Source organism: Endobacterium cereale, from assembly GCF_009617585.1.
GTDB classification, from domain to species: domain Bacteria; phylum Pseudomonadota; class Alphaproteobacteria; order Rhizobiales; family Rhizobiaceae; genus Neorhizobium; species Neorhizobium cereale.
On sequence record NZ_WIXI01000047.1, the window covers coordinates 192,513 to 210,320 of the forward strand.

The 17,808-nt window shown below is 59.1% G+C and carries 21 protein-coding genes; 10 read left to right on the forward strand and 11 right to left on the reverse strand.

From position 1 onward, the window contains the following. Nucleotides 1-122 precede the first annotated feature (122 nt). From GAO09_RS19680 to aat, 6 genes are all read left to right on the forward strand, one after another. Entirely contained in the window at nucleotides 123-3,095 is a 2,973-nt protein-coding gene (locus GAO09_RS19680; protein WP_153356310.1) for an Rne/Rng family ribonuclease, read from the forward strand. Between the two features lie 177 nt (nucleotides 3,096-3,272). Continuing rightward, a complete protein-coding gene (locus tag GAO09_RS19685; RefSeq protein WP_153356313.1) occupies nucleotides 3,273-4,052 on the forward strand; it encodes a DsbA family protein in 780 nt (259 codons plus the stop codon). A 134-nt stretch (nucleotides 4,053-4,186) separates the two neighbouring features. Beyond that, nucleotides 4,187-4,624, forward strand: a complete 438-nt coding sequence (gene aroQ / locus GAO09_RS19690) for a type II 3-dehydroquinate dehydratase (RefSeq protein ID WP_153356316.1) — start codon at nucleotides 4,187-4,189, stop codon at nucleotides 4,622-4,624. A gap of 29 nt (nucleotides 4,625-4,653) precedes the next feature. Next, nucleotides 4,654-5,124, forward strand: a complete 471-nt coding sequence (gene accB, locus GAO09_RS19695; protein WP_153356319.1) for an acetyl-CoA carboxylase biotin carboxyl carrier protein — start codon at nucleotides 4,654-4,656, stop codon at nucleotides 5,122-5,124. Nucleotides 5,125-5,140: 16 nt separating this feature from the next. Then, nucleotides 5,141-6,484, forward strand: coding sequence for an acetyl-CoA carboxylase biotin carboxylase subunit (gene accC, locus GAO09_RS19700; RefSeq protein ID WP_153356322.1), 1,344 nt, complete (start codon nucleotides 5,141-5,143; stop codon nucleotides 6,482-6,484). Nucleotides 6,485-6,493: 9 nt separating this feature from the next. Beyond that, nucleotides 6,494-7,111: a leucyl/phenylalanyl-tRNA--protein transferase gene (gene aat / locus GAO09_RS19705; protein WP_153356325.1), complete on the forward strand. Its 618-nt coding sequence runs from the start codon at nucleotides 6,494-6,496 to the stop codon at nucleotides 7,109-7,111. Between the two features lie 541 nt (nucleotides 7,112-7,652). Here aat and GAO09_RS19710 read toward each other — a convergent pair. The 5 genes from GAO09_RS19710 to gatB form a co-directional block, all read right to left on the reverse strand. Continuing rightward, the gene (locus tag GAO09_RS19710; protein ID WP_235938331.1) at nucleotides 7,653-8,021 is read right to left on the reverse strand and encodes a DUF2155 domain-containing protein; all 369 of its coding nucleotides are present in this window, start codon (nucleotides 8,019-8,021) and stop codon (nucleotides 7,653-7,655) included. Between the two features lie 198 nt (nucleotides 8,022-8,219). Further along, the gene (locus tag GAO09_RS19715; protein ID WP_153356330.1) at nucleotides 8,220-8,618 is read right to left on the reverse strand and encodes an NADH:ubiquinone oxidoreductase subunit NDUFA12; all 399 of its coding nucleotides are present in this window, start codon (nucleotides 8,616-8,618) and stop codon (nucleotides 8,220-8,222) included. A gap of 96 nt (nucleotides 8,619-8,714) precedes the next feature. Beyond that, on the reverse strand, nucleotides 8,715-9,182 hold the full coding sequence (locus tag GAO09_RS19720) for a GNAT family N-acetyltransferase (protein WP_153356333.1): 468 nt from the start codon (nucleotides 9,180-9,182) through the stop codon (nucleotides 8,715-8,717). 36 nt (nucleotides 9,183-9,218) lie between these two features. Beyond that, a complete protein-coding gene (locus GAO09_RS19725) occupies nucleotides 9,219-9,722 on the reverse strand; it encodes a GNAT family N-acetyltransferase (protein WP_153356335.1) in 504 nt (167 codons plus the stop codon). A 5-nt stretch (nucleotides 9,723-9,727) separates the two neighbouring features. Continuing rightward, the gene (gene gatB, locus GAO09_RS19730) at nucleotides 9,728-11,233 is read right to left on the reverse strand and encodes an Asp-tRNA(Asn)/Glu-tRNA(Gln) amidotransferase subunit GatB (RefSeq protein ID WP_153356337.1); all 1,506 of its coding nucleotides are present in this window, start codon (nucleotides 11,231-11,233) and stop codon (nucleotides 9,728-9,730) included. A gap of 143 nt (nucleotides 11,234-11,376) precedes the next feature. On the opposite strand from gatB, the gene GAO09_RS19735 reads away from it, so the two are divergent. Continuing rightward, the gene (locus GAO09_RS19735) at nucleotides 11,377-11,700 is read left to right on the forward strand and encodes a DUF1294 domain-containing protein (RefSeq protein WP_153356340.1); all 324 of its coding nucleotides are present in this window, start codon (nucleotides 11,377-11,379) and stop codon (nucleotides 11,698-11,700) included. Here GAO09_RS19735 and GAO09_RS19740 read toward each other — a convergent pair. Then, nucleotides 11,697-12,206, reverse strand: coding sequence for a GNAT family N-acetyltransferase (locus GAO09_RS19740; protein ID WP_153356342.1), 510 nt, complete (start codon nucleotides 12,204-12,206; stop codon nucleotides 11,697-11,699). The genes GAO09_RS19735 and GAO09_RS19740 overlap by 4 nt on opposite strands. Nucleotides 12,207-12,480: 274 nt before the next feature. Between GAO09_RS19740 and GAO09_RS19745 the strand changes: the two genes are divergently transcribed. Next, nucleotides 12,481-12,738, forward strand: a complete 258-nt coding sequence (locus GAO09_RS19745; protein WP_153356345.1) for a YjhX family toxin — start codon at nucleotides 12,481-12,483, stop codon at nucleotides 12,736-12,738. Between the two features lie 31 nt (nucleotides 12,739-12,769). Here the strand turns inward: GAO09_RS19745 and GAO09_RS19750 are convergent, their stop codons facing one another. The 4 genes from GAO09_RS19750 to gatC form a co-directional block, all read right to left on the reverse strand. Then, nucleotides 12,770-13,036 carry a hypothetical protein gene (locus GAO09_RS19750; RefSeq protein ID WP_153356347.1) on the reverse strand — a complete coding sequence of 89 codons (267 nt, stop codon included), beginning with the start codon at nucleotides 13,034-13,036 and terminating at the stop codon, nucleotides 12,770-12,772. Between the two features lie 24 nt (nucleotides 13,037-13,060). Beyond that, nucleotides 13,061-13,525 carry a GNAT family N-acetyltransferase gene (locus GAO09_RS19755; RefSeq protein ID WP_153356350.1) on the reverse strand — a complete coding sequence of 155 codons (465 nt, stop codon included), beginning with the start codon at nucleotides 13,523-13,525 and terminating at the stop codon, nucleotides 13,061-13,063. 20 nt (nucleotides 13,526-13,545) lie between these two features. Beyond that, a complete protein-coding gene (gene gatA / locus GAO09_RS19760) occupies nucleotides 13,546-15,027 on the reverse strand; it encodes an Asp-tRNA(Asn)/Glu-tRNA(Gln) amidotransferase subunit GatA (protein ID WP_153356353.1) in 1,482 nt (493 codons plus the stop codon). A gap of 63 nt (nucleotides 15,028-15,090) precedes the next feature. Then, a complete protein-coding gene (gene gatC / locus GAO09_RS19765) occupies nucleotides 15,091-15,378 on the reverse strand; it encodes an Asp-tRNA(Asn)/Glu-tRNA(Gln) amidotransferase subunit GatC (RefSeq protein WP_153356356.1) in 288 nt (95 codons plus the stop codon). 244 nt (nucleotides 15,379-15,622) lie between these two features. Here gatC and GAO09_RS19770 point away from each other — a divergent pair, with 244 nt between their 5' ends. Next, nucleotides 15,623-16,480 (forward strand): M48 family metallopeptidase, encoded by an 858-nt coding sequence (locus GAO09_RS19770; RefSeq protein WP_153356359.1) that lies wholly within the window; start codon nucleotides 15,623-15,625, stop codon nucleotides 16,478-16,480. A 63-nt stretch (nucleotides 16,481-16,543) separates the two neighbouring features. Here GAO09_RS19770 and GAO09_RS19775 read toward each other — a convergent pair whose 3' ends face one another. Further along, nucleotides 16,544-17,251 carry a metal-dependent hydrolase gene (locus GAO09_RS19775; protein ID WP_153356362.1) on the reverse strand — a complete coding sequence of 236 codons (708 nt, stop codon included), beginning with the start codon at nucleotides 17,249-17,251 and terminating at the stop codon, nucleotides 16,544-16,546. A 227-nt stretch (nucleotides 17,252-17,478) separates the two neighbouring features. Between GAO09_RS19775 and GAO09_RS19780 the strand changes: the two genes are divergently transcribed. After that, nucleotides 17,479-17,784: an alkylphosphonate utilization protein gene (locus GAO09_RS19780; RefSeq protein WP_153356367.1), complete on the forward strand. Its 306-nt coding sequence runs from the start codon at nucleotides 17,479-17,481 to the stop codon at nucleotides 17,782-17,784. The last annotated feature ends 24 nt before the right edge of the window (nucleotides 17,785-17,808 follow it).

Here is a 17,808-nt window from a genome sequence, read left to right on the forward strand (position 1 = left end):
TCGCCACGGATTGACCCTGCGGGAATAATCTTATCCGGCGCAACAACCGCGACGCATGATCGGCCTGCCCTTGCGGCAGGCATCCGTGCCCCTGCGCGTTTGCGCCGAGGAGCACATATTCAATGGCAGACAAAATGCTCATCGACGCGTCTCACGAAGAGGAGACGCGGGTCGTAGTCGTTCGGGGTAACCGGATTGAAGAATTCGACTTCGAATCGCAGCACAAAAAGCAGATCCGCGGCAATATCTATCTTGCCAAGGTGACGCGCGTAGAACCTTCGCTGCAGGCCGCCTTCGTGGATTACGGCGGCAACCGTCACGGCTTCCTCGCCTTCGCGGAAATCCATCCCGATTATTACCAGATTCCACTGGCTGACCGTCAGGCCTTGAAACAGGCCGAAGCGGAAGAGCAGCAGCGCATCGCCGATGCCGATGCCGCCGATCCGATTGTCGACCCAGCGCTGCAGGACCAGCCGGATGTCGGCCTGCCTGCCGCCATCGTCGAACAGGTTGAAGCAGCACTCGGTGAAGAGCCCGCTGAGGCAGCGCCGGTGGCTGAAGAAGCCCAGCCGGAAGCCGAAGCCGAGGTCGTCGCCGAAGAAAAGCCGAAAAAGCCGCGCCGCAGCCGCGCTCGCAAGAAGGTTGCTGAAGAGGCGCCTGCTGACGCTGAAGCCAGCGCTGACGGCAATGACGACGACAGCACGCCGGGCGAAATGGCTGCCATGGTCGAAACCGATTCGATTTCGGAAGACGTCGAGCCGCGCGGCCGCCGTCGCGATGACGACGACGATGATGATGACGACAATCACGAGAAGGAAGAAATCGAATCCGTCGGCGCCGAAGACGCGATGGAAGAGGTTCCGGATCGTATCCAGCGCAAGCCGCGCAAGCAGTACCGCATCCAGGAAGTCATCAAGCGTCGCCAGATCCTGCTCGTGCAGGTCGCCAAGGAAGAACGTGGCAACAAGGGCGCAGCTCTGACCACCTACCTGTCGCTGGCCGGCCGTTATTCCGTCCTGATGCCGAACACCGCACGTGGCGGCGGCATTTCGCGGAAAATCACCCAGCCGACCGACCGCAAGCGTTTGAAGGAAATCGCACGCGATCTCGAAGTGCCGCAGGGCATGGGCGTGATCCTGCGCACAGCCGGTGCAAACCGTACCCGCGTCGAGATCAAGCGCGACTTTGAATACCTGATGCGCCTGTGGGAAAATGTCCGCACGCTGACGCTGCAGTCGACGGCTCCCTGCCTGGTGTACGAAGAAGGTTCGCTGATCAAGCGTTCGATCCGTGACCTTTACAACAAGGACATCAACGAGGTCATCGTTTCGGGCGAAGAAGGCTATCGTGAAGCGAAAGACTTCATGAAGATGCTGATGCCGAGCCATGCCCGCGTCGTTCAGCCTTACCGCGACATGCACCCGATCTTCTCGCGCTCCGGCATCGAAGCGCAGCTTGACCGCATGCTGCAGCCGCAGGTGACGCTGAAGTCCGGCGGTTACCTGATCATCAACCAGACGGAAGCGCTGGTTGCGGTCGACGTGAACTCCGGTCGTTCGACCCGCGAGCATTCGATCGAAGACACGGCGCTGCAGACCAACCTGGAAGCGGCTGAAGAAGTCGCCCGCCAGCTGCGCCTGCGCGACCTTGCAGGCCTGATCGTCATCGACTTCATCGACATGGAAGAAAAGCGCAACAACCGCGCTGTCGAGAAGAAGCTGAAGGATTGCCTGAAGAACGACCGCGCCCGCATCCAGGTCGGCCGCATCTCGCATTTCGGCCTTCTGGAAATGTCGCGCCAGCGCATCCGCGCCTCGGTTCTGGAATCGACGACGCAGGTCTGCTCGCATTGCGGCGGCACCGGCCACGTCCGTTCGCAGTCTTCCATCGCCCTGCACGTGCTGCGCGGCATCGAGGAATACCTGCTCAAGAATACAACGCACGACATCACCGTGCGTACCACGCCTGAAATCGCGCTCTACCTTCTGAACCACAAGCGTCAGACGGTCATGGATTACGAGAAGCGTTTCGGCGTCTCGATCTTCATCGAATCCGATCACAACGTGGGTGCTACCCATTTCGCCGTCGATCGTGGCGAACCGGTTGAAAACCCGGTCAAGATCGAAAGCCTGATGCAGTTCGCAGCCTTGCCCATCGAGGACGAGGATGACGATGTCGTCATCGAGGACGAGATCGACGAAGAAGAAGAGGAAATCATCGAAGCCTCCGCTTCCGCTCCGGCCCAGCAGGCCCGTGGCGAAGACGGTGAGAACGGCCGCAAGCGCAAGCGCCGTCGCCGTCGTCGCGGCAAGAACGGTGATCGCAATGGCGACGCACAGGCGCAGTCCGCCGATGGCGACAGCATTTCCGGCGATGCCGACGAAGACGGCGACGAAGGTGATGACGAGGCTACCGAGGGTCAGGCTTCTGCAGAAGCGTCCGAGGGCGATGAAGGCGCACGCCGCAAGCGTCGCCGTCGTGGCAAGCGCGGTGGCCGTCGCAATCGCACGGATGAAGAAGGCAACGTCGTTGAAGGCTCCGGCGAAGACGATGGCGAAGCTGGCGTAAGCGACGCGGAAGGCGAACAGCAGGCCGAACCGGTCGCTGCCGTTGACGACGCCGTACCTGCTGCCGTGGCAGAGGTTGCCGCTGAGGCACCGGCCGACGCCAAGAAGCCGCGCCGCACGCGTCGTGGCAAGGCTGCGACAGCGCCGGCCGAAGAAGAAGCCGTTGTTGCACAGGAAGAGCCGGCTCCGGCAGCAGAGGCTGCGGCTCCTGCTCCCAAGGCTCGCGCTTCCCGCAAGAAGGCTGCTCCCAAGGCAGAGGTCGCGGTAGAAGCCCCGGCTGAAGCTGCCCCGGTCGTTGCCGCTGAGGAAGCCAAGCCTGTGGAAGCCGCGCCTGCCGCAGTCGTCGAAGACGCACCTGTCGCGGTCACGGAAGATGCGGAAGCGGCAAAGCCCGCCCGCGCCAACCGTGGCGACAATGTCGCCTCCTCCGATCCGGTTGTGAAGTCGACCGCTTCGGAACAGAAGCCGGCTGAAGGCGAAGAAAAGCCGAAGAAAGCCGGTTGGTGGCAGCGCCGCGGTTTCTTCTAAGCCGCAAAATATGAACATCGAAAACGGCCGCCATAGTGCGGCCGTTTTTGCATCTTCATTGCGCTTTACTGATAGAGGTGGCGATGAACTTGCTTTTGCGGTTTCCACATGGGCGACGCTGGCTTACTCTCGCCGACCACGAACATTGATTTTGAGAACAGGACGAATATGACCATCATGGCCCCTCGCCTCCGCACAACCTTCCTTGCGCTCATGGGTGCCACGGTGCTCGCGACCTCCTCCCTGCTCAGCATAAAGCCGGCTGCTGCCGAGATGACCGAGGACCAGAAAAAGGAAATGGGCGCCTTCGTTCGCGAATACCTGATCGCCAACCCGGAAGTTCTGATCGAGGTGCAGCAGGCCTATGAGAAGAAGCAGTATGAAAGCCGCATGAGCCAGGCCGGCCCTGCCATCATCGAAAACAAGGATGCGATCTTCTCCGACAAGAACGACATCGTGCTCGGCAATCCCAACGGTGACGTGACCGTCGTCGAGTTCTTCGATTACAATTGCGGTTACTGCAAACACGCGCTCGAAGACATGGATGCCATCCTCCAGAAGGACAAGGATGTCCGTTTCGTCCTGAAGGAATTTCCGATCCTCGGCCCGGAATCGGTTGCCGCCCATCAGGTCGCCAATGCGGTGCGCCTGACCGCGCCGGGCAAATATCCGGACTTCCACCGCAAACTGCTCGGCGGCGAAACCCGTGCCACGGAAGACACTGCGATGGAAGTCGCCACCTCGCTCGGCCTTGACGAAGCGAAACTGCGCCAGTCGATGAAGGACCAGCCGAACGAGGCCAACGTGAAGACCACCTACCGTCTTGCCAATGCGCTCGGCATTACCGGCACGCCCTATTACGTCGTCGGCAACGAGGCGCTGATCGGCGCGCAGGGCGCCGATGCCATCGAAGAGAAGATCGCCAATATCCGCAAGTGCGGCAAGGCCAGCTGCTGACCTTAACCAAAACCGCCGTTTAACGCCGCCCCGGAGGCCGCGAAGCCCGGTTATGCACGGGTTTCATGGCCGGGGGCTTTCCCTTGACGGTTCACCGGTCTATAGGTGGCCCAGATTTTTCGACGGAAGACTTGATGAGCAAGACGATTTTCGTCCTCAATGGGCCCAATCTCAACATGCTTGGAAAGCGTGAACCCGGCATCTATGGCGCCGGCACGCTCAAGGATGTCGAGAACCGTTGTATTGCAGTCGGCAAGGATCTCGGTTTCGAGGTCGATTTCCGCCAGAGCAATCATGAGGGCATTCTGATCGACTGGATCCATGAAGCTGGCGAAAAGGCTGCGGGCATCGCATTTAATGCGGGCGCCTACACGCACACATCGCTGGCGCTGCATGACGCCATCAAATCCATCACCGTTCCGGTGATCGAAGTGCATATCTCGAACGTGCATGCGCGTGAGGAAATCCGGCATCATTCGATGATCGCGCCGGCTGCCAAGGGCGTCATCTGCGGTTTTGGCCCGACGAGCTACATCCTCGCGCTGCATGCCTTCAAAGACATAATCAGCTGAAAAAAGACAACAAAGATATAGGGTTTGCCATGTCTGAAAAGAAAAGCGGTATCGACAAGGTACTGATCCGCGATCTCGCCAACATCCTCAACGACACAGATCTTTCCGAGATCGAAATCGAACAGGACGATATGCGTATCCGCGTTTCGCGCTCGGCTCCGCAATACATCCAGGCTCCGGTCATGGCCGCCGCTCCGGCAATCGCTGCTGCTCCTGCTGCCGCCGCAGCACCTGCTGCTGCTCCGGCCGCATCGGCGCGTGACAACAAGAACGCCGTTCCGGCCCCGATGGTCGGTACTGTCTACCTGTCGCCGGCACCGGGTGCTGCCGCCTTCATCCAGGTCGGCGCCACCGTCAAGGAAGGCCAGACGCTGCTCATCATCGAAGCGATGAAGACGATGAACCAGATCCCGTCGCCGCGTTCGGGCGTCGTCAAGGAAATCATCGTCAACGACGCACAGCCCGTTGAATACGGTGAGCCGCTCGTCATCGTCGAATAAAGCATAGGTCAGCCTGATGGTTTCCAAGGTCCTCATAGCCAATCGCGGCGAAATCGCGCTTCGCGTTCTTCGCGCCTGCAAGGAACTCGGCATCGCAACCGTCGCCGTGCACTCGACGGCCGACAGCGATGCCATGCATGTCCGTCTTGCCGACGAGAGTGTGTGCATTGGCCCGCCGCCGTCGCGTGACAGCTATCTCAACATCCACCAGATCGTCGCGGCTTGCGAGATCACCGGTGCGGATGCGGTTCATCCCGGTTATGGCTTCCTGTCGGAAAACGCCAAGTTCGCCGATATTCTCGACGCCCATGGTATCACCTTCATCGGGCCGACCGCGGACCATATCCGCATCATGGGCGACAAGATCACCGCCAAGAAGACGGCGCAGGAACTTGGCATCCCGGTCGTTCCGGGTTCCGATGGTGAAGTGCTGCCTGAAAACGCGCTGGAAGTGGCCCGCAAGATCGGTTTCCCGGTCCTGATCAAGGCCACGGCCGGCGGCGGTGGTCGCGGCATGAAGCTTGCCCATAGCGAAGCCGATCTCTCGGAAGCCGTGTCTTCGGCCCGTTCCGAGGCGCTGGCCGCCTTCGGCAACGATGCCGTCTACATGGAAAAATATCTCGGCAAGCCGCGCCACATCGAAATCCAGGTTCTGGGTGACGGTGAAGGCAATGCGGTGCATCTGGGCGAACGCGACTGCTCTTTGCAGCGCCGTCACCAGAAGGTCTGGGAAGAAGCAAACTCCCCTGCCCTCAATGTCGAGCAGCGCATGAAGATCGGCGAAGTCTGCGCCGATGCCATGCGCAAGCTAAAGTATCGCGGCGCCGGCACGATCGAGTTCCTGTACGAAAACGGCGAGTTCTATTTCATCGAAATGAACACCCGCCTGCAGGTGGAGCACACGATCACCGAGGCCATCACCGGCATCGACCTGGTGCATGAACAGATCCACATTGCTTCCGGCAAGGGTCTGTCCGTAACACAGGAAGACGTGGTGTTTTCCGGCCACGCCATCGAGTGCCGCATCAATGCCGAGGACCCGCGCACATTCGTGCCGTCGCCCGGCACGATCACCTATTACCATGCTCCGGGCGGTCTCGGCGTGCGCGTCGATTCGGGCGCTTATGCCGGCTACAAGATCCCGCCTTACTACGACAGCATGATCGGCAAGCTCATTGTTCATGGTCGCACCCGCGACGAATGCATGATGCGTCTGCGTCGCGTTCTCGACGAGTTCGTCGTGGACGGCATCAAGACGACGATCCCGCTGTTCCAGGATCTGGTCGACAACGCCGATATCGCCAAGGGCGATTACGACATCCACTGGCTGGAAAACTATCTGGCCAGCACGAGCGCCTAAAGGACAGCGATGGCAGGGACACGCAGGGGGCAGGATCCGACGATCACAGCGGATATTCTCCTGCGTGCCTATTCCATCGGCCTTTTTCCAATGGCCGATTCGGCGGACGACCCGGAAATCTTCTGGGTCGAGCCGGATCTTCGGGGCATCATCCCCCTCGACACGTTTCACGTCTCCAAAAGCCTCTCCAAAACCATCCGCAAGGCACCGTTCGACATCTGTTTCGACACCGCCTTTGCCTCCGTCATGGACGGCTGCGCGGAAGCGGTCGACAACCGTCCAAGCACCTGGATCAATTCCACGATACGCTCGCTCTACACGGAGCTCCACAGCCTTGGACACGCCCATAGCGTCGAAGCGTGGGAAGATGGCGAACTGGTGGGTGGCCTTTACGGCGTTTCGCTGGGTGCGGCCTTCTTCGGAGAAAGCATGTTTTCCCGCCGCACCGACGCATCGAAGATTTGTCTCGTGCATCTGGTCGAGCGCTTGCGCGCTCAAGGGTTTCGACTGCTCGACACGCAGTTCACCACCGACCACCTAAAAACATTTGGCGCGATCGATGTGCCGAAGGCGGAATATCTGGTGATGCTGCAGGCGGCGGTGGAACCGCCGCATCTGGCGTTTTAGGGCGGCATTCACTGCACCACCTGCCCATACAGCTCAGTTAAAAACTGCGGGCACGCCCCCAACAATCTCAACCGAGGCAAAGGCAGGTTTCCAGCATGCCATGCAATGAATTTCTGTTTGGGGAAAATGGCACCGCTCTGCGGGTCAACTCTGATGGCAGCTGGGAGATTACACACGGCGATCGCCGGTGGCCTCTCAATGAAATAAAGGATTTCTACCGAGCATGGCTGCTATTTGAGTATCCGTTCGAAACCGTTTCGTCGAAACTCGATGAGATGGCCCAATGCGTGCAGTCCCCTCGCCGCTTTGCTTTTGAAAAACTTGTCGCATCGGCTTTGCAGACACGAAACACGAACCTCATCAATCAAGGAATGGATTGGGTGCCTTACCTGTCCGCACACCAAATAGAAACTTTACTGGATCCGCTTAGGGACGTGACAAACACGAAGATAGGAAGCCAAAGGGCAAGGCAGCTCGCTCGCAAACATGTAAATCGTGCATAAGCGCGACTCTGCCCTCTTCCGGGCCAGAGCGAATACGATCAGTTACTCTGCGCCGGCGCTGGCGCCGGCACGTCCGACTTGTCCTTGCAGCCGGTCAGCCAGATATCGTAGATCGGGTGCTCCACGGCATTGAGGCCGGGGCTGTCGGCAAACATCCAGCCGGTAAAGATGCGGCGAATCTTGCGGTCGAGCGTGATCTCGTCAATTTCGACAAAACCGTCGATCTTCTGGGCTTCGGTATCGTCGCGGGAATAACAGACCTTTGGGGTCACCTGCAGCGCGCCATATTGCACCGTTTCGTTGACATAGACGTCAAACGCGGTGATGCGGCCCGTAATCTTGTCGATGCCGGCAAACACGGCGACGGGGTTTTCGAGGCGCGCGGCAGAAGCCGTTTGCGGCGTCATCAGCGGCAAGGCGCCGAGGAAAACACCGGCCAACAGCTTTTTCGAAAACGTCATCAACAATCTCATCAATCTACCCGCGCAACGCCCTCACCTTAGGGCATTCGCTACGCGTAGTCAGGGATTATGGCCAAAAGCCGAAGGCTTTGGCCGTTTGCAGACCCGGCGCTTCGCCGGGTCGCGGAGATTAGTACGTCAGGCTCAGTTGCCCGGTGTCCAGGCGTCGTAGTCGCCGGTGACGCGCGGACGCTCGCCAGCACCCGAAAGCGAACCCTGCGGACGGTAGGCGGCTGCCGAACCGGTGAGGTTGGCCTGATGCGGCTTCTGCCATTCGCGCGGCGAATACTCTTCCTGGCTCGGCGGCGTGTCGGTGCGGTAATGCATCCAGCCGTGCCAGCCCGGAGGAATGGCGGAGGCTTCGGCATAACCGTTATAGATCACCCAGCGGCGCGGCATGCCCCAGGAGGTCATCGTGCCTTCGTAATAAACGTTGCCGAGCTCGTCCTGACCGACGCGCTTGCCATGTTTCCATGTGAAGAAACGCGTCCCGATCGTCTGACCGTTCCACCAGGTAAAAATCTGCAGAAGAAGAGTTTTCATTGTTTCCGTCGGCCTCAAACGAGAGAGGGAAGTTTGGTGATGAGCTTATGCAATCTCGGACCGCTTATGTCCAGAGATTCCAAACTGCCATCACTTCTATTTCAGCTTCATCTTGAAGCCGGCATGGCTCTTTTCGAAACCGTGACGTTCATAAAAGCGATGGGCATCGGTGCGGGTGACATTGCTGGTCAACTGCGCCATGCGGCAATCGCGACGGCGCGCCTCTTCCACGGCATATTCGACCATGGCCTTGCCGATGCCGCGACCGCGCATGTCGGGCCGCGTCTGAACAGCTTCCAGAATCATGGTCAGCGAGCCGCGACCGGTCAGCGTGCGGGTGAACAGCAGTTCGAACGTGCCGACCACCTCGCCGCCGAGTTCGGCAACAAACAGGTTTTCGTTCTGGGAAGCGTCGATAACGTAAAAGGCCTTCAGGTAATCCTCGAAGGCATCCGGATCGGTCGTATCGCCATGACCGCCCTTCTCGTCGGCCGCAAACATCGCAATGATGTCCGTCAGATCGGTTTCGCGCGCCCTGCGGATGATCAGGTCCGTTTCGCCCATGGCAGTTTCCTCCCTCATCAGCGGTCTGCGCAAACCCTATTGCGGCAACCGCTTTTCCATCACCACTGCCGGCAGACCGGAATTCGGCCCACCGAACTCCTCCATACGATCGACTTCGACAAAACCGAGCCGGCTGTAGAAGGATATGGCGCGTTCGTTCTGGAGGGCCACCTCGACACGCATGATTTCCGCATCGGGAAAGCAGGTTTCGAGTTCGGCAAAGATATCGCGGCCGACGCCATCGCCCTGCGCCGACGGCTTGACGTAGAGCTGGTGCAGCATCACCGTCTTGTCCATCTTGGCATAGGGGGCGGCAAAACCCATGCCGCCAATGTCGCGGCCGCTGTCGGCCACGACATATTCACCGCCCTTGCGGCCGATGCGTTCCGTGATGGCGGCGGGCGAGTTCCACGACTGCAGAAGCTTTTCCACCGTCTCGGCGCCGTAGATGCCGTCGTAGGTGGAATGAAACGTTTCGATCAGGAGCTTGTGCACCTGATCGACGTCTTTGGGGCCGGCAGTTCGGACAAAATAGACCATCAGGCCTACTCGTCCTCGATGCCGAGCTTTGCCTTGACCAGCGCCTGCACGGCCTGCGGGTTGGCCTTGCCGCCGGTGGACTTCATCACCTGACCGACGAACCAGCCGGCCAGCGTCGGCTTCGCCTTCACCTTCTCAACCTGATCCGGGTTGGCGGCGATGATTTCGTCCACGGCCTTTTCGATGGCACCGGTGTCGGTGACCTGCTTCATGCCGCGGGTCTCGACGATTTCCGCCGGATCACCACCTTCGGTCAGTACGATTTCAAAAAGATCCTTCGCGATCTTGCCGGAGATTGTTTCGGCCTTGATCAGGTCGATGATGCCACCGAGCTGGGCCGGAGAAACCGGAGTCTCTTCAATGTCTTTGCCCAGTTTGTTCAAGGCACCCAGCAGGTCGTTGATAACCCAGTTGGCGGCAATCTTGCCATCACGACCTTCGGCCACGGCTTCGAAATAATCAGCAATCGCCTTTTCCGAGACCAGAACCGAGGCGTCGTAGATCGACAGGCCGAGTTCAGCAACGAAACGGGCCTTCTTGTCGTCCGGCAGTTCGGTCAGATCGGCACGCATCGCCTCGATGAAGGCATCGTCGAATTCCAGCGGCAGCAGATCCGGATCGGGGAAATAACGGTAGTCATGCGCATCTTCCTTGGAGCGCATCGACCGCGTTTCGCCCTTGCCCGGATCGAACAAGCGGGTTTCCTGATCGATCGAGCCACCATCTTCAAGAATGCCGATCTGGCGGCGTGCTTCATATTCGATCGCCTGACCAATGAAGCGGATGGAGTTGACGTTCTTGATTTCGCAGCGCGTGCCAAAGCCTTCGCCCGGGCGGCGAACCGACACGTTGACGTCGGCGCGCATCGAACCTTCGTCCATGTTGCCGTCGCATGTGCCGAGGTAACGCACGATCGAGCGCAGCTTGGTCATATAGGCCTTGGCTTCGTCGGAAGACCGCATGTCGGGCTTGGAGACGATTTCCATCAGTGCCACGCCGGAACGGTTGAGGTCGACGAAGGACATGGTCGGATGCTGGTCATGCATCGACTTGCCGGCGTCCTGTTCCAGATGCAGGCGTTCGATGCCGATCTCGATATCCTCGAACTGACCCTGACGGTCAGGGCCGAGTGAGATGACGATCTGGCCTTCGCCGACGATCGGATCCTTGAACTGCGAGATCTGATAGCCCTGCGGCAGGTCGGGGTAGAAATAGTTCTTGCGGTCAAAGATCGAGCGCTTGTTGATCTGCGCCTTCAAACCGAGACCGGTACGCACGGCCTGGCGCACGCATTCCTCGTTGATGACCGGCAGCATGCCCGGCATGGCGGCATCGACGAGCGAGACGTTGGCATTGGCCGGCTTGCCGAATTCGGTCGAGGCGCCGGAGAACAATTTCGAATTCGACAGGACCTGCGCATGCACCTCCATGCCGATGATCACTTCCCAATCGCCGGTGGCGCCGGGAATGAAGCGTTTCGGATCGGGGGTACGGACGTCGACTAGGGTCATCTGATGCTCGTCAATTGGTCTCTGAGATAGTCTCTGGAGGTAGAGCAATTGACGCGGCGGTGCAAGCACATGGCCCACTATGGAACCAAAACAGCCGGTAAGAATGGGATAGAAACTTAACCGGCGGCGGCCATTGTGAAAAAATGCAACTCGGACAGCCCCTCACCCTCTTCCTGATCTACCTTCTCTTCAACGTGGTGGTCTTCTGCGTCTACTGGTGGGACAAGCAGGCCGCGAGAGACGGCGAATGGCGCGTGAGCGAAAACACTCTGCTGACAGTGGCCCTGTTCGGCGGCAGTCTCGGTGCGGTCACGGCCCAGCAGACGCTACGGCACAAGACCCGCAAAGAGCCGTTTCGCTCGATCCTGATGACGATCGTCGCGTTTCATATAGTCATCGGCATATTCTGGCTTGCCGCTCCGGCCGGAACGACCATGGCAGCACTTGAGGCGCTAGGCCTCCGCTAAAAATTTGGCCCATAGGTCGCCGGCTCTTCCACTGCCAACTGTTTCGACAGGCCGACCGATTGCACGTCCTGATCCAGTTTTGGCGCATAAGCGACGGACAACCAGTTGATGGCATAACCGTTCTTTTCAAAAAATCCGACGGCATCTGTATTACGGGCGTGGGTCTCAAGCCGTGCCACGACAAATCCCTGCCGCACAATTTCATCCTCGATCTCGGCTAGCAACGCGGTCCCGACACCCTGACGCTGAAAGGCAGGATGAACCCAGAAATCGGTGATGGTGTCGTCCAGCCCTTCACGAGAAGCCCAGCCGGCCACCGCGCCATCAAGCTCGGCAACGGTGATTGTCAGCCAGGATGATCGGGTAAAATTTTCGAAGGCGATTTCGGCATTGGCGCGCATCTCTGCGGTGGCGCCAATCGGCGCGACAGCCTGCTCCCAGGCTCGCACACCGATTTCCCTCAAGATTGCTGTCTCGTCGTCACGCGCATTGCGAATGCTGATCATGGCGGCCCCTGCTACACAGCCGAGTAGACCACCGCGATACCCGTTTGACCAGCACAACCTGGCTTGACGATTGGCAACCGCCCTTGACGGCAGTGGAAAACCTCATAAAAATATCGTCATAACCAATGGAGTTTTGATGTTCTCGAAAGAGACCCGGTAAGGGGCCGGCCCGCCAAGCGCCGCCGGCCCAGACAAAAACGAAACCCCCCGACGTCTCCAGACGCCGGTCACGTTTTTGCATGCCTTTCCAGAGGCATTTTCCGGACATCAGATCATGGACATTTCCCGCGCCGAACAGCGCATCCTCCACCTGCTCGCCCAGGGCGGCCGGATCGAGATCACCCGCGACGACGATCGCAAGATCGAGAAACTGCAGCTCATCACCCGCGAAGGCTGGACATTTTCACGGCTCGACCTGCCGACCTTTCGAAAGCTGAAACAGAAAAAGGCGATCCGCTCAGAGGGCGGCAAGCCCTATCGCATCACGGAAAGAGGATTGGCGCTGGTGAGAGCCGAGCAGGATAACCGGTAGGCAGCGCGGCCGGCCCTGTTGGGCCGGCTTTTCACGCGGATAAAATTGCTCTCATCCCCGCCCATTCCTCTGCAAACGAACCACCCGCAACCGCCTTGCCCGCCCGTCGATACCAGTAACCGGCATTCCACTCATCGCCTTCGATACGATGGCAGAGCGCATGCCCCCAATCGAAATCCGGCTCGCCCTCATGCGCCTGGCAGAGATCGTGGACGGTTTCCCATTCGGCTCCCATTACAAAACCGACCGTCGCAAGACGATCGAAAGCTTCAACCAATGTCGCCGTTTCCGATGCCATAAACCCTCCTCCGATTTGCAGGCGTTACACCAATCGCTTCTCCATACGAACCTTTTCAAGGTCCACATTCATGCTCTTGGAAAACTCGATGCCCCGCCAGACGATTTCAAAACCGCAGCGCTCGTAAAGCCTTATCGCGGTGGAATTGCTGGCATGCGTGGAGATCCGCGCCAGCGGATGTCCTTCGGCGGCAATGACATCAAGGATATGGAGGACGAGCGTCCGGCCGATACCTCTGCCCTGACAATCCGGATGAACCCAGACATCGGAAACGTAATCGCGATCATTGTCCCGCGCCGTCCAGCCGACGATCGCACCTTCGAGCACGGCAAGATGCACATCGCCCGTCGTCATTTGCGGAAATATCGCAAAGTCATGCCGCACGCGCTCGATCACCTCGGCATTGGCATAAGCTGGATCAAACGCGTCGCTGGATTTCCAAGCCGCAAAACCGACTTCGCCGACCACAGGGTGATCGGCGATTGTCATGTCTCGAATTTTGAGCGCGCTTACCACCACTTGGCCGGCGTGAACTTGCCGGCTGCCTGTTCGATGACGTGGGCGGTACGGAACAGCGTTTCTTCCTCGAACGGCTTGCCGATCAGCTGCAGACCGAGCGGCAGCCCCTTGGCGTCGAGACCGGCCGGAACAGCGACGCCCGGCAGACCGGCCATGTTCACCGTCACGGTGAAAATGTCGTTGAGGTACATGGCGACCGGATCGGCAGCCAGCGCCTCGTCGGCGATGCCGAAAGCCGAAGACGGCGTGGCCGGCGTCAGGATCGCGTCGACACCGGCATGGAAGGCCAGTTCGAAATCGCGCTTGATCAGCGTGCGCACCTTCTGTGCCTGCAGGTAATAGGCGTCGTAATAACCGGCCGACAGAACATAGGTGCCGATCATGATGCGGCGCTTGACCTCGGTGCCAAAACCGGCAGCGCGGGTCTTTTCATACATGTCGGCAATATCCTTGCCATCCACGCGCAGGCCGTAACGAACGCCGTCATAACGGGCAAGGTTGGACGAGGCTTCGGCGGGAGCGACGATGTAATAGGCCGGCAGCGCGTATTTGGTGTGCGGCAGGGTGATGTCGACGATTTCCGCGCCGGCATCCTTCAGGTAGGCAATGCCCTTCTGCCACAGCTTTTCAATGTCTTCCGGCATGCCGTCGACACGGTATTCCTTCGGAATGCCGATCTTCATGCCCTTGACCGACTGGCCGAGCGCGGCTTCGTAATCCGGGATCGGAAGATCGACCGAGGTCGTGTCCTTGGCATCGACCGAGGCCATCGACTTCAGGAGGATGGCGGCATCGCGCACGTCACGGGCGATCGGGCCGGCCTGATCGAGCGAGGATGCGAAGGCAACCGTACCCCAACGCGAGCAGCGGCCATAGGTCGGCTTGATGCCGACGGTGCCGGTGAAGGCGGCAGGCTGGCGGATCGAACCGCCGGTATCGGTGGCGGTGGCACCGGCGCACAGATGCGCGGCAACGGCTGCGGCCGAACCGCCGGAGGAACCACCCGGAACAAGCTGCTGGTTCGAACCTTCAGCCTTCCACGGGTTGATGACCGGGCCGTAATACGATGTTTCGTTGGAGGAACCCATCGCGAACTCGTCCATGTTCAGCTTGCCGAGCATGACGGCGCCATCGTCCCAGAGGTTCTGGGTGACGGTTGATTCGTACTTGGGCTGAAAACCGTCGAGAATGTGGGAGCAGGCCTGGGTGTGCACACCTTCGGTGGCGAACAGGTCCTTGATGCCAAGCGGAATACCTTCCAGCGCACCAGCCTTGCCGCTTGCGATACGCTCGTCGGAGGCCTTCGCCATGGCGCGCGCCTTGTCCGGCGTCACAGTGATGTAAGCGTTGATCGTGGCGTTGGCAGCGTCGATTGCGCCGAGATAGGCTTCGGTCAGTTCAACGGCAGTGATCGCCTTCGACGTCAGCTTGTCGCGGGCTTCGGCAATGGTCAGGCTGGTGAGTTCGGTCATGATTGCGACTTTCGGATGCTTTTAGCTAACAGGGCAAAGGGACGGAATGCGCGGCTTTCGCGCTTATTCGACGACCTTCGGCACCAGGAAGAAATTGCGATCGGTTTCCGGCGCATTGGCCACGATGTCGTCAGCCTTGTCGCCATCGGTCACAGCGTCCTGACGCTTGCGCATCTCCATCGGTGTGACCGACGTCATCGGCTCGATGCCGGTCACATCGACTTCCGAAAGCTGCTCGACGAAATCGATGATACCGTTCAACTCACCAACCATACGATTGGCCTCCTCTTCGCTGACAGCGAGACGAGCAAGGCGGGCAACCCGCTTGACGGTGGCAAGATCGACGGACATGGCATTCTCCGAGGGAATAAGAAGTTCCCCCGCTATAATGGCCATGTCCGCCCTTCGCAACTGCCTAAGCTTGGAGTGGCACCGCAAATCCCCTGATCAGGCGTTCTCCTCACTTTTGCCGGGGCCGAACTTTGACATTTGCAAATTTTCTTCGCGATTGCGGAATCTACCGTTCACTTTCCCGTTAACGAATGATTAACCCCGGAATACTGGGAAAAATTCTTTAATTCAGGATGGGTATTACATGGATTTCAAGATTTCTACGGTTCGCCACCCCAAGGAAAAGTTCTACGGAACGTTGATGCTGGTGATTGGGACGTTGGTATGGGCAGGTCTGGCGGCGGGCGTCGCTTACGTTGCGATGAATGACGATCCCATGATCCTCTTTGGGTTCGCATCCTATATCGCAATGTTCTGGTTTTCGAGCTTCGTTGCCCGTGCCCTGCTCCGCGCCTACATGATCGGCCATTACGTGATGGTCAGCGAACAGCAGTTCCCGCATCTACACAAGATGGTGCAGGAAGGCGCGCAGGCTATCGGCCTCAAGGACGCACCGCAGGCTTTCGTCTACAATTCCAGCGGCGTGATGAATGCCATGGCGCTGACCCTGGTCGGGCGTACCCGTTATATCTGGCTGACCTCGCAGTTGATCGACGCAGACGATGAAGAACAGGTCAAGTTCGTGATCGGTCATGAGCTTGGTCACCATGTTGCCGGTCATCTCGACACGCTCCCTGGCCTCATGCGCCTGCCCGCCTATATGATGCCGTTGCTTGCACAGGCCTATTCGCGTGGACGTGAGCTGACCTGCGACCGCATCGGCTATATCGTCTCGAACAACCTGCAGGCCTCGCGCACAGCACTACAGATGCTCGCCTGCGGCAGCGCCAAGCTGAACTCGCAGATGAACCCTGCAGCTTTCGAGGCGCAGGAAAAGATGGTGCCGTCGACTGCCGGCTTTTTCCTGCACATCTTCTCGCTTTATCCGCGTCTGACGCGCCGCGTGGAAGCGGTCGGCCAGTTCGCAGAAAAGGCTCCAGCAGGCACGTCCGCGCCGCAGGTCAGCGCACCCGTCGTTCGTGTCGAACCGCAGATGGCCTGATCATCAGGGCTTTGTGAACATGCCATGCCGGACCGACCGGCATGGCAGCTTTATCTGGAAAACTCAGTCGAAGCTGAGCGTCGTACCGGGTTTTGGCACTTCGACATTGGTCTTCATGCCTTCCATGCCCTTCACGAACTTTTCCGGCGTCTGATCGAGCAGACCGAACGTGCCGTAATGGCAGGGAATGGCATGCTTGAAATCGAAGAAGCGCTGGCAGGCGAGTGCAGCCACCGCGCCGCCCATGGTGAAACGATCACCGACCGGCACGATACCGATATCCGGCGCGTGCAGTTCGTTGATCAGGCCCATGTCGGAAAAGATGTCGGTATCGCCCATGTGCAGGATCGAAGGCTCATCCTCGAGGTGGAGCATCAGGCCATTGGCACTACCAAGCGAATGAGCAATGCCGTCCTCAGTCACTTCCGCCGAGGAGTGAAGCGCATTCGTCAGCGTCACGGTGAAACCGTCGAACGAAACCGTGCCGCCCGTACCGGCCAGTTCAAGCTTTTCAACGCCACGCTTGCTCAGCCAGTCCCCGAGATCGGCGTTGCAGAACACCGTCGCACCCGTTTCCTTGGCAAGTGCAATCGTGTCACCGACATGATCCGCGTGACCATGTGTGAGCAGGATCTGCGTCACGCCTTCGGTCGCATCCTTCAGGTCCAAACCCTGAAAGTTGGGATTGTGAGTGAGGAACGGATCGATGAGAATTTTCGCCTTGGCCGTTTCTAGGCGGAAAGCGGCGTGGCCGAGCCAGGTGAGCTTCATGGGTAACTCCTTGGAATGTGAGGGCGGGAATATAAGGCGGATCGACGCGGTGACAACATCGCAGAGACGCTTGTATGCCATTACGCCGGCAATGCGACAGACCTGCGGTGGCAAGAAAAAGGCCGCTTGGTTGCAAGCTGGCGCGACGTAGGGTAAGCGACCCAAACTGCTGCAATCTCAATAGACTGCGGGAAATTCTTCATTTTTCATCACGTAAGGAGGCCATCATGGCCGGTAATGACGACGAGTATGTTTATGACGAAGCGACCGGCGAATGGCTGCCCGCCTCTGAAGTGGCAGCCAAGGCTGCCGCGCAGAATGCCGTGCACGATGCGGCCGGCAATGTTCTGGCCGACGGCGATTCCGTCACACTGATCAAAGATCTCAAGGTCAAGGGTGCCGGCCAAACGTTGAAACAGGGCACGGTCATCCGCTCGATCCGCCTCACCGATAACCCGGAGGAAATCGATTGCCGGCATGATACGATCAAGGGACTGGTGCTGCGCACCGAATTCGTCCGCAAGAAAAGCTGAATAATTAAAGCTGAACGGGAAAAT

What these genes read in the sequence shown, in the direction of transcription:
- GAO09_RS19715 (WP_153356330.1), bottom strand. Translation starts at nt 8,618, where the DNA reads ATGAAAACTCTTCTTCTGCAGATTTTTACCTGGTGGAACGGTCAGACG.
- GAO09_RS19740 (WP_153356342.1), bottom strand. Translation starts at nt 12,206, where the DNA reads ATGATCAGCATTCGCAATGCGCGTGACGACGAGACAGCAATCTTGAGG.
- GAO09_RS19745 (WP_153356345.1), top strand. Translation starts at nt 12,481, where the DNA reads ATGGACATTTCCCGCGCCGAACAGCGCATCCTCCACCTGCTCGCCCAG.
- gatB (WP_153356337.1), bottom strand. Translation starts at nt 11,233, where the DNA reads ATGACCCTAGTCGACGTCCGTACCCCCGATCCGAAACGCTTCATTCCC.
- GAO09_RS19725 (WP_153356335.1), bottom strand. Translation starts at nt 9,722, where the DNA reads ATGGTCTATTTTGTCCGAACTGCCGGCCCCAAAGACGTCGATCAGGTG.
- GAO09_RS19755 (WP_153356350.1), bottom strand. Translation starts at nt 13,525, where the DNA reads ATGACAATCGCCGATCACCCTGTGGTCGGCGAAGTCGGTTTTGCGGCT.
- GAO09_RS19710 (WP_235938331.1), bottom strand. Translation starts at nt 8,021, where the DNA reads ATGACGCCGCAAACGGCTTCTGCCGCGCGCCTCGAAAACCCCGTCGCC.
- gatC (WP_153356356.1), bottom strand. Translation starts at nt 15,378, where the DNA reads ATGTCCGTCGATCTTGCCACCGTCAAGCGGGTTGCCCGCCTTGCTCGT.
- accB (WP_153356319.1), top strand. Translation starts at nt 4,654, where the DNA reads ATGTCTGAAAAGAAAAGCGGTATCGACAAGGTACTGATCCGCGATCTC.
- accC (WP_153356322.1), top strand. Translation starts at nt 5,141, where the DNA reads ATGGTTTCCAAGGTCCTCATAGCCAATCGCGGCGAAATCGCGCTTCGC.
- GAO09_RS19735 (WP_153356340.1), top strand. Translation starts at nt 11,377, where the DNA reads ATGCAACTCGGACAGCCCCTCACCCTCTTCCTGATCTACCTTCTCTTC.
- GAO09_RS19680 (WP_153356310.1), top strand. Translation starts at nt 123, where the DNA reads ATGGCAGACAAAATGCTCATCGACGCGTCTCACGAAGAGGAGACGCGG.
- GAO09_RS19685 (WP_153356313.1), top strand. Translation starts at nt 3,273, where the DNA reads ATGGCCCCTCGCCTCCGCACAACCTTCCTTGCGCTCATGGGTGCCACG.
- GAO09_RS19720 (WP_153356333.1), bottom strand. Translation starts at nt 9,182, where the DNA reads ATGGGCGAAACGGACCTGATCATCCGCAGGGCGCGCGAAACCGATCTG.
- GAO09_RS19780 (WP_153356367.1), top strand. Translation starts at nt 17,479, where the DNA reads ATGGCCGGTAATGACGACGAGTATGTTTATGACGAAGCGACCGGCGAA.
- GAO09_RS19775 (WP_153356362.1), bottom strand. Translation starts at nt 17,251, where the DNA reads ATGAAGCTCACCTGGCTCGGCCACGCCGCTTTCCGCCTAGAAACGGCC.
- aat (WP_153356325.1), top strand. Translation starts at nt 6,494, where the DNA reads ATGGCAGGGACACGCAGGGGGCAGGATCCGACGATCACAGCGGATATT.
- GAO09_RS19750 (WP_153356347.1), bottom strand. Translation starts at nt 13,036, where the DNA reads ATGGCATCGGAAACGGCGACATTGGTTGAAGCTTTCGATCGTCTTGCG.
- gatA (WP_153356353.1), bottom strand. Translation starts at nt 15,027, where the DNA reads ATGACCGAACTCACCAGCCTGACCATTGCCGAAGCCCGCGACAAGCTG.
- aroQ (WP_153356316.1), top strand. Translation starts at nt 4,187, where the DNA reads ATGAGCAAGACGATTTTCGTCCTCAATGGGCCCAATCTCAACATGCTT.
- GAO09_RS19770 (WP_153356359.1), top strand. Translation starts at nt 15,623, where the DNA reads ATGGATTTCAAGATTTCTACGGTTCGCCACCCCAAGGAAAAGTTCTAC.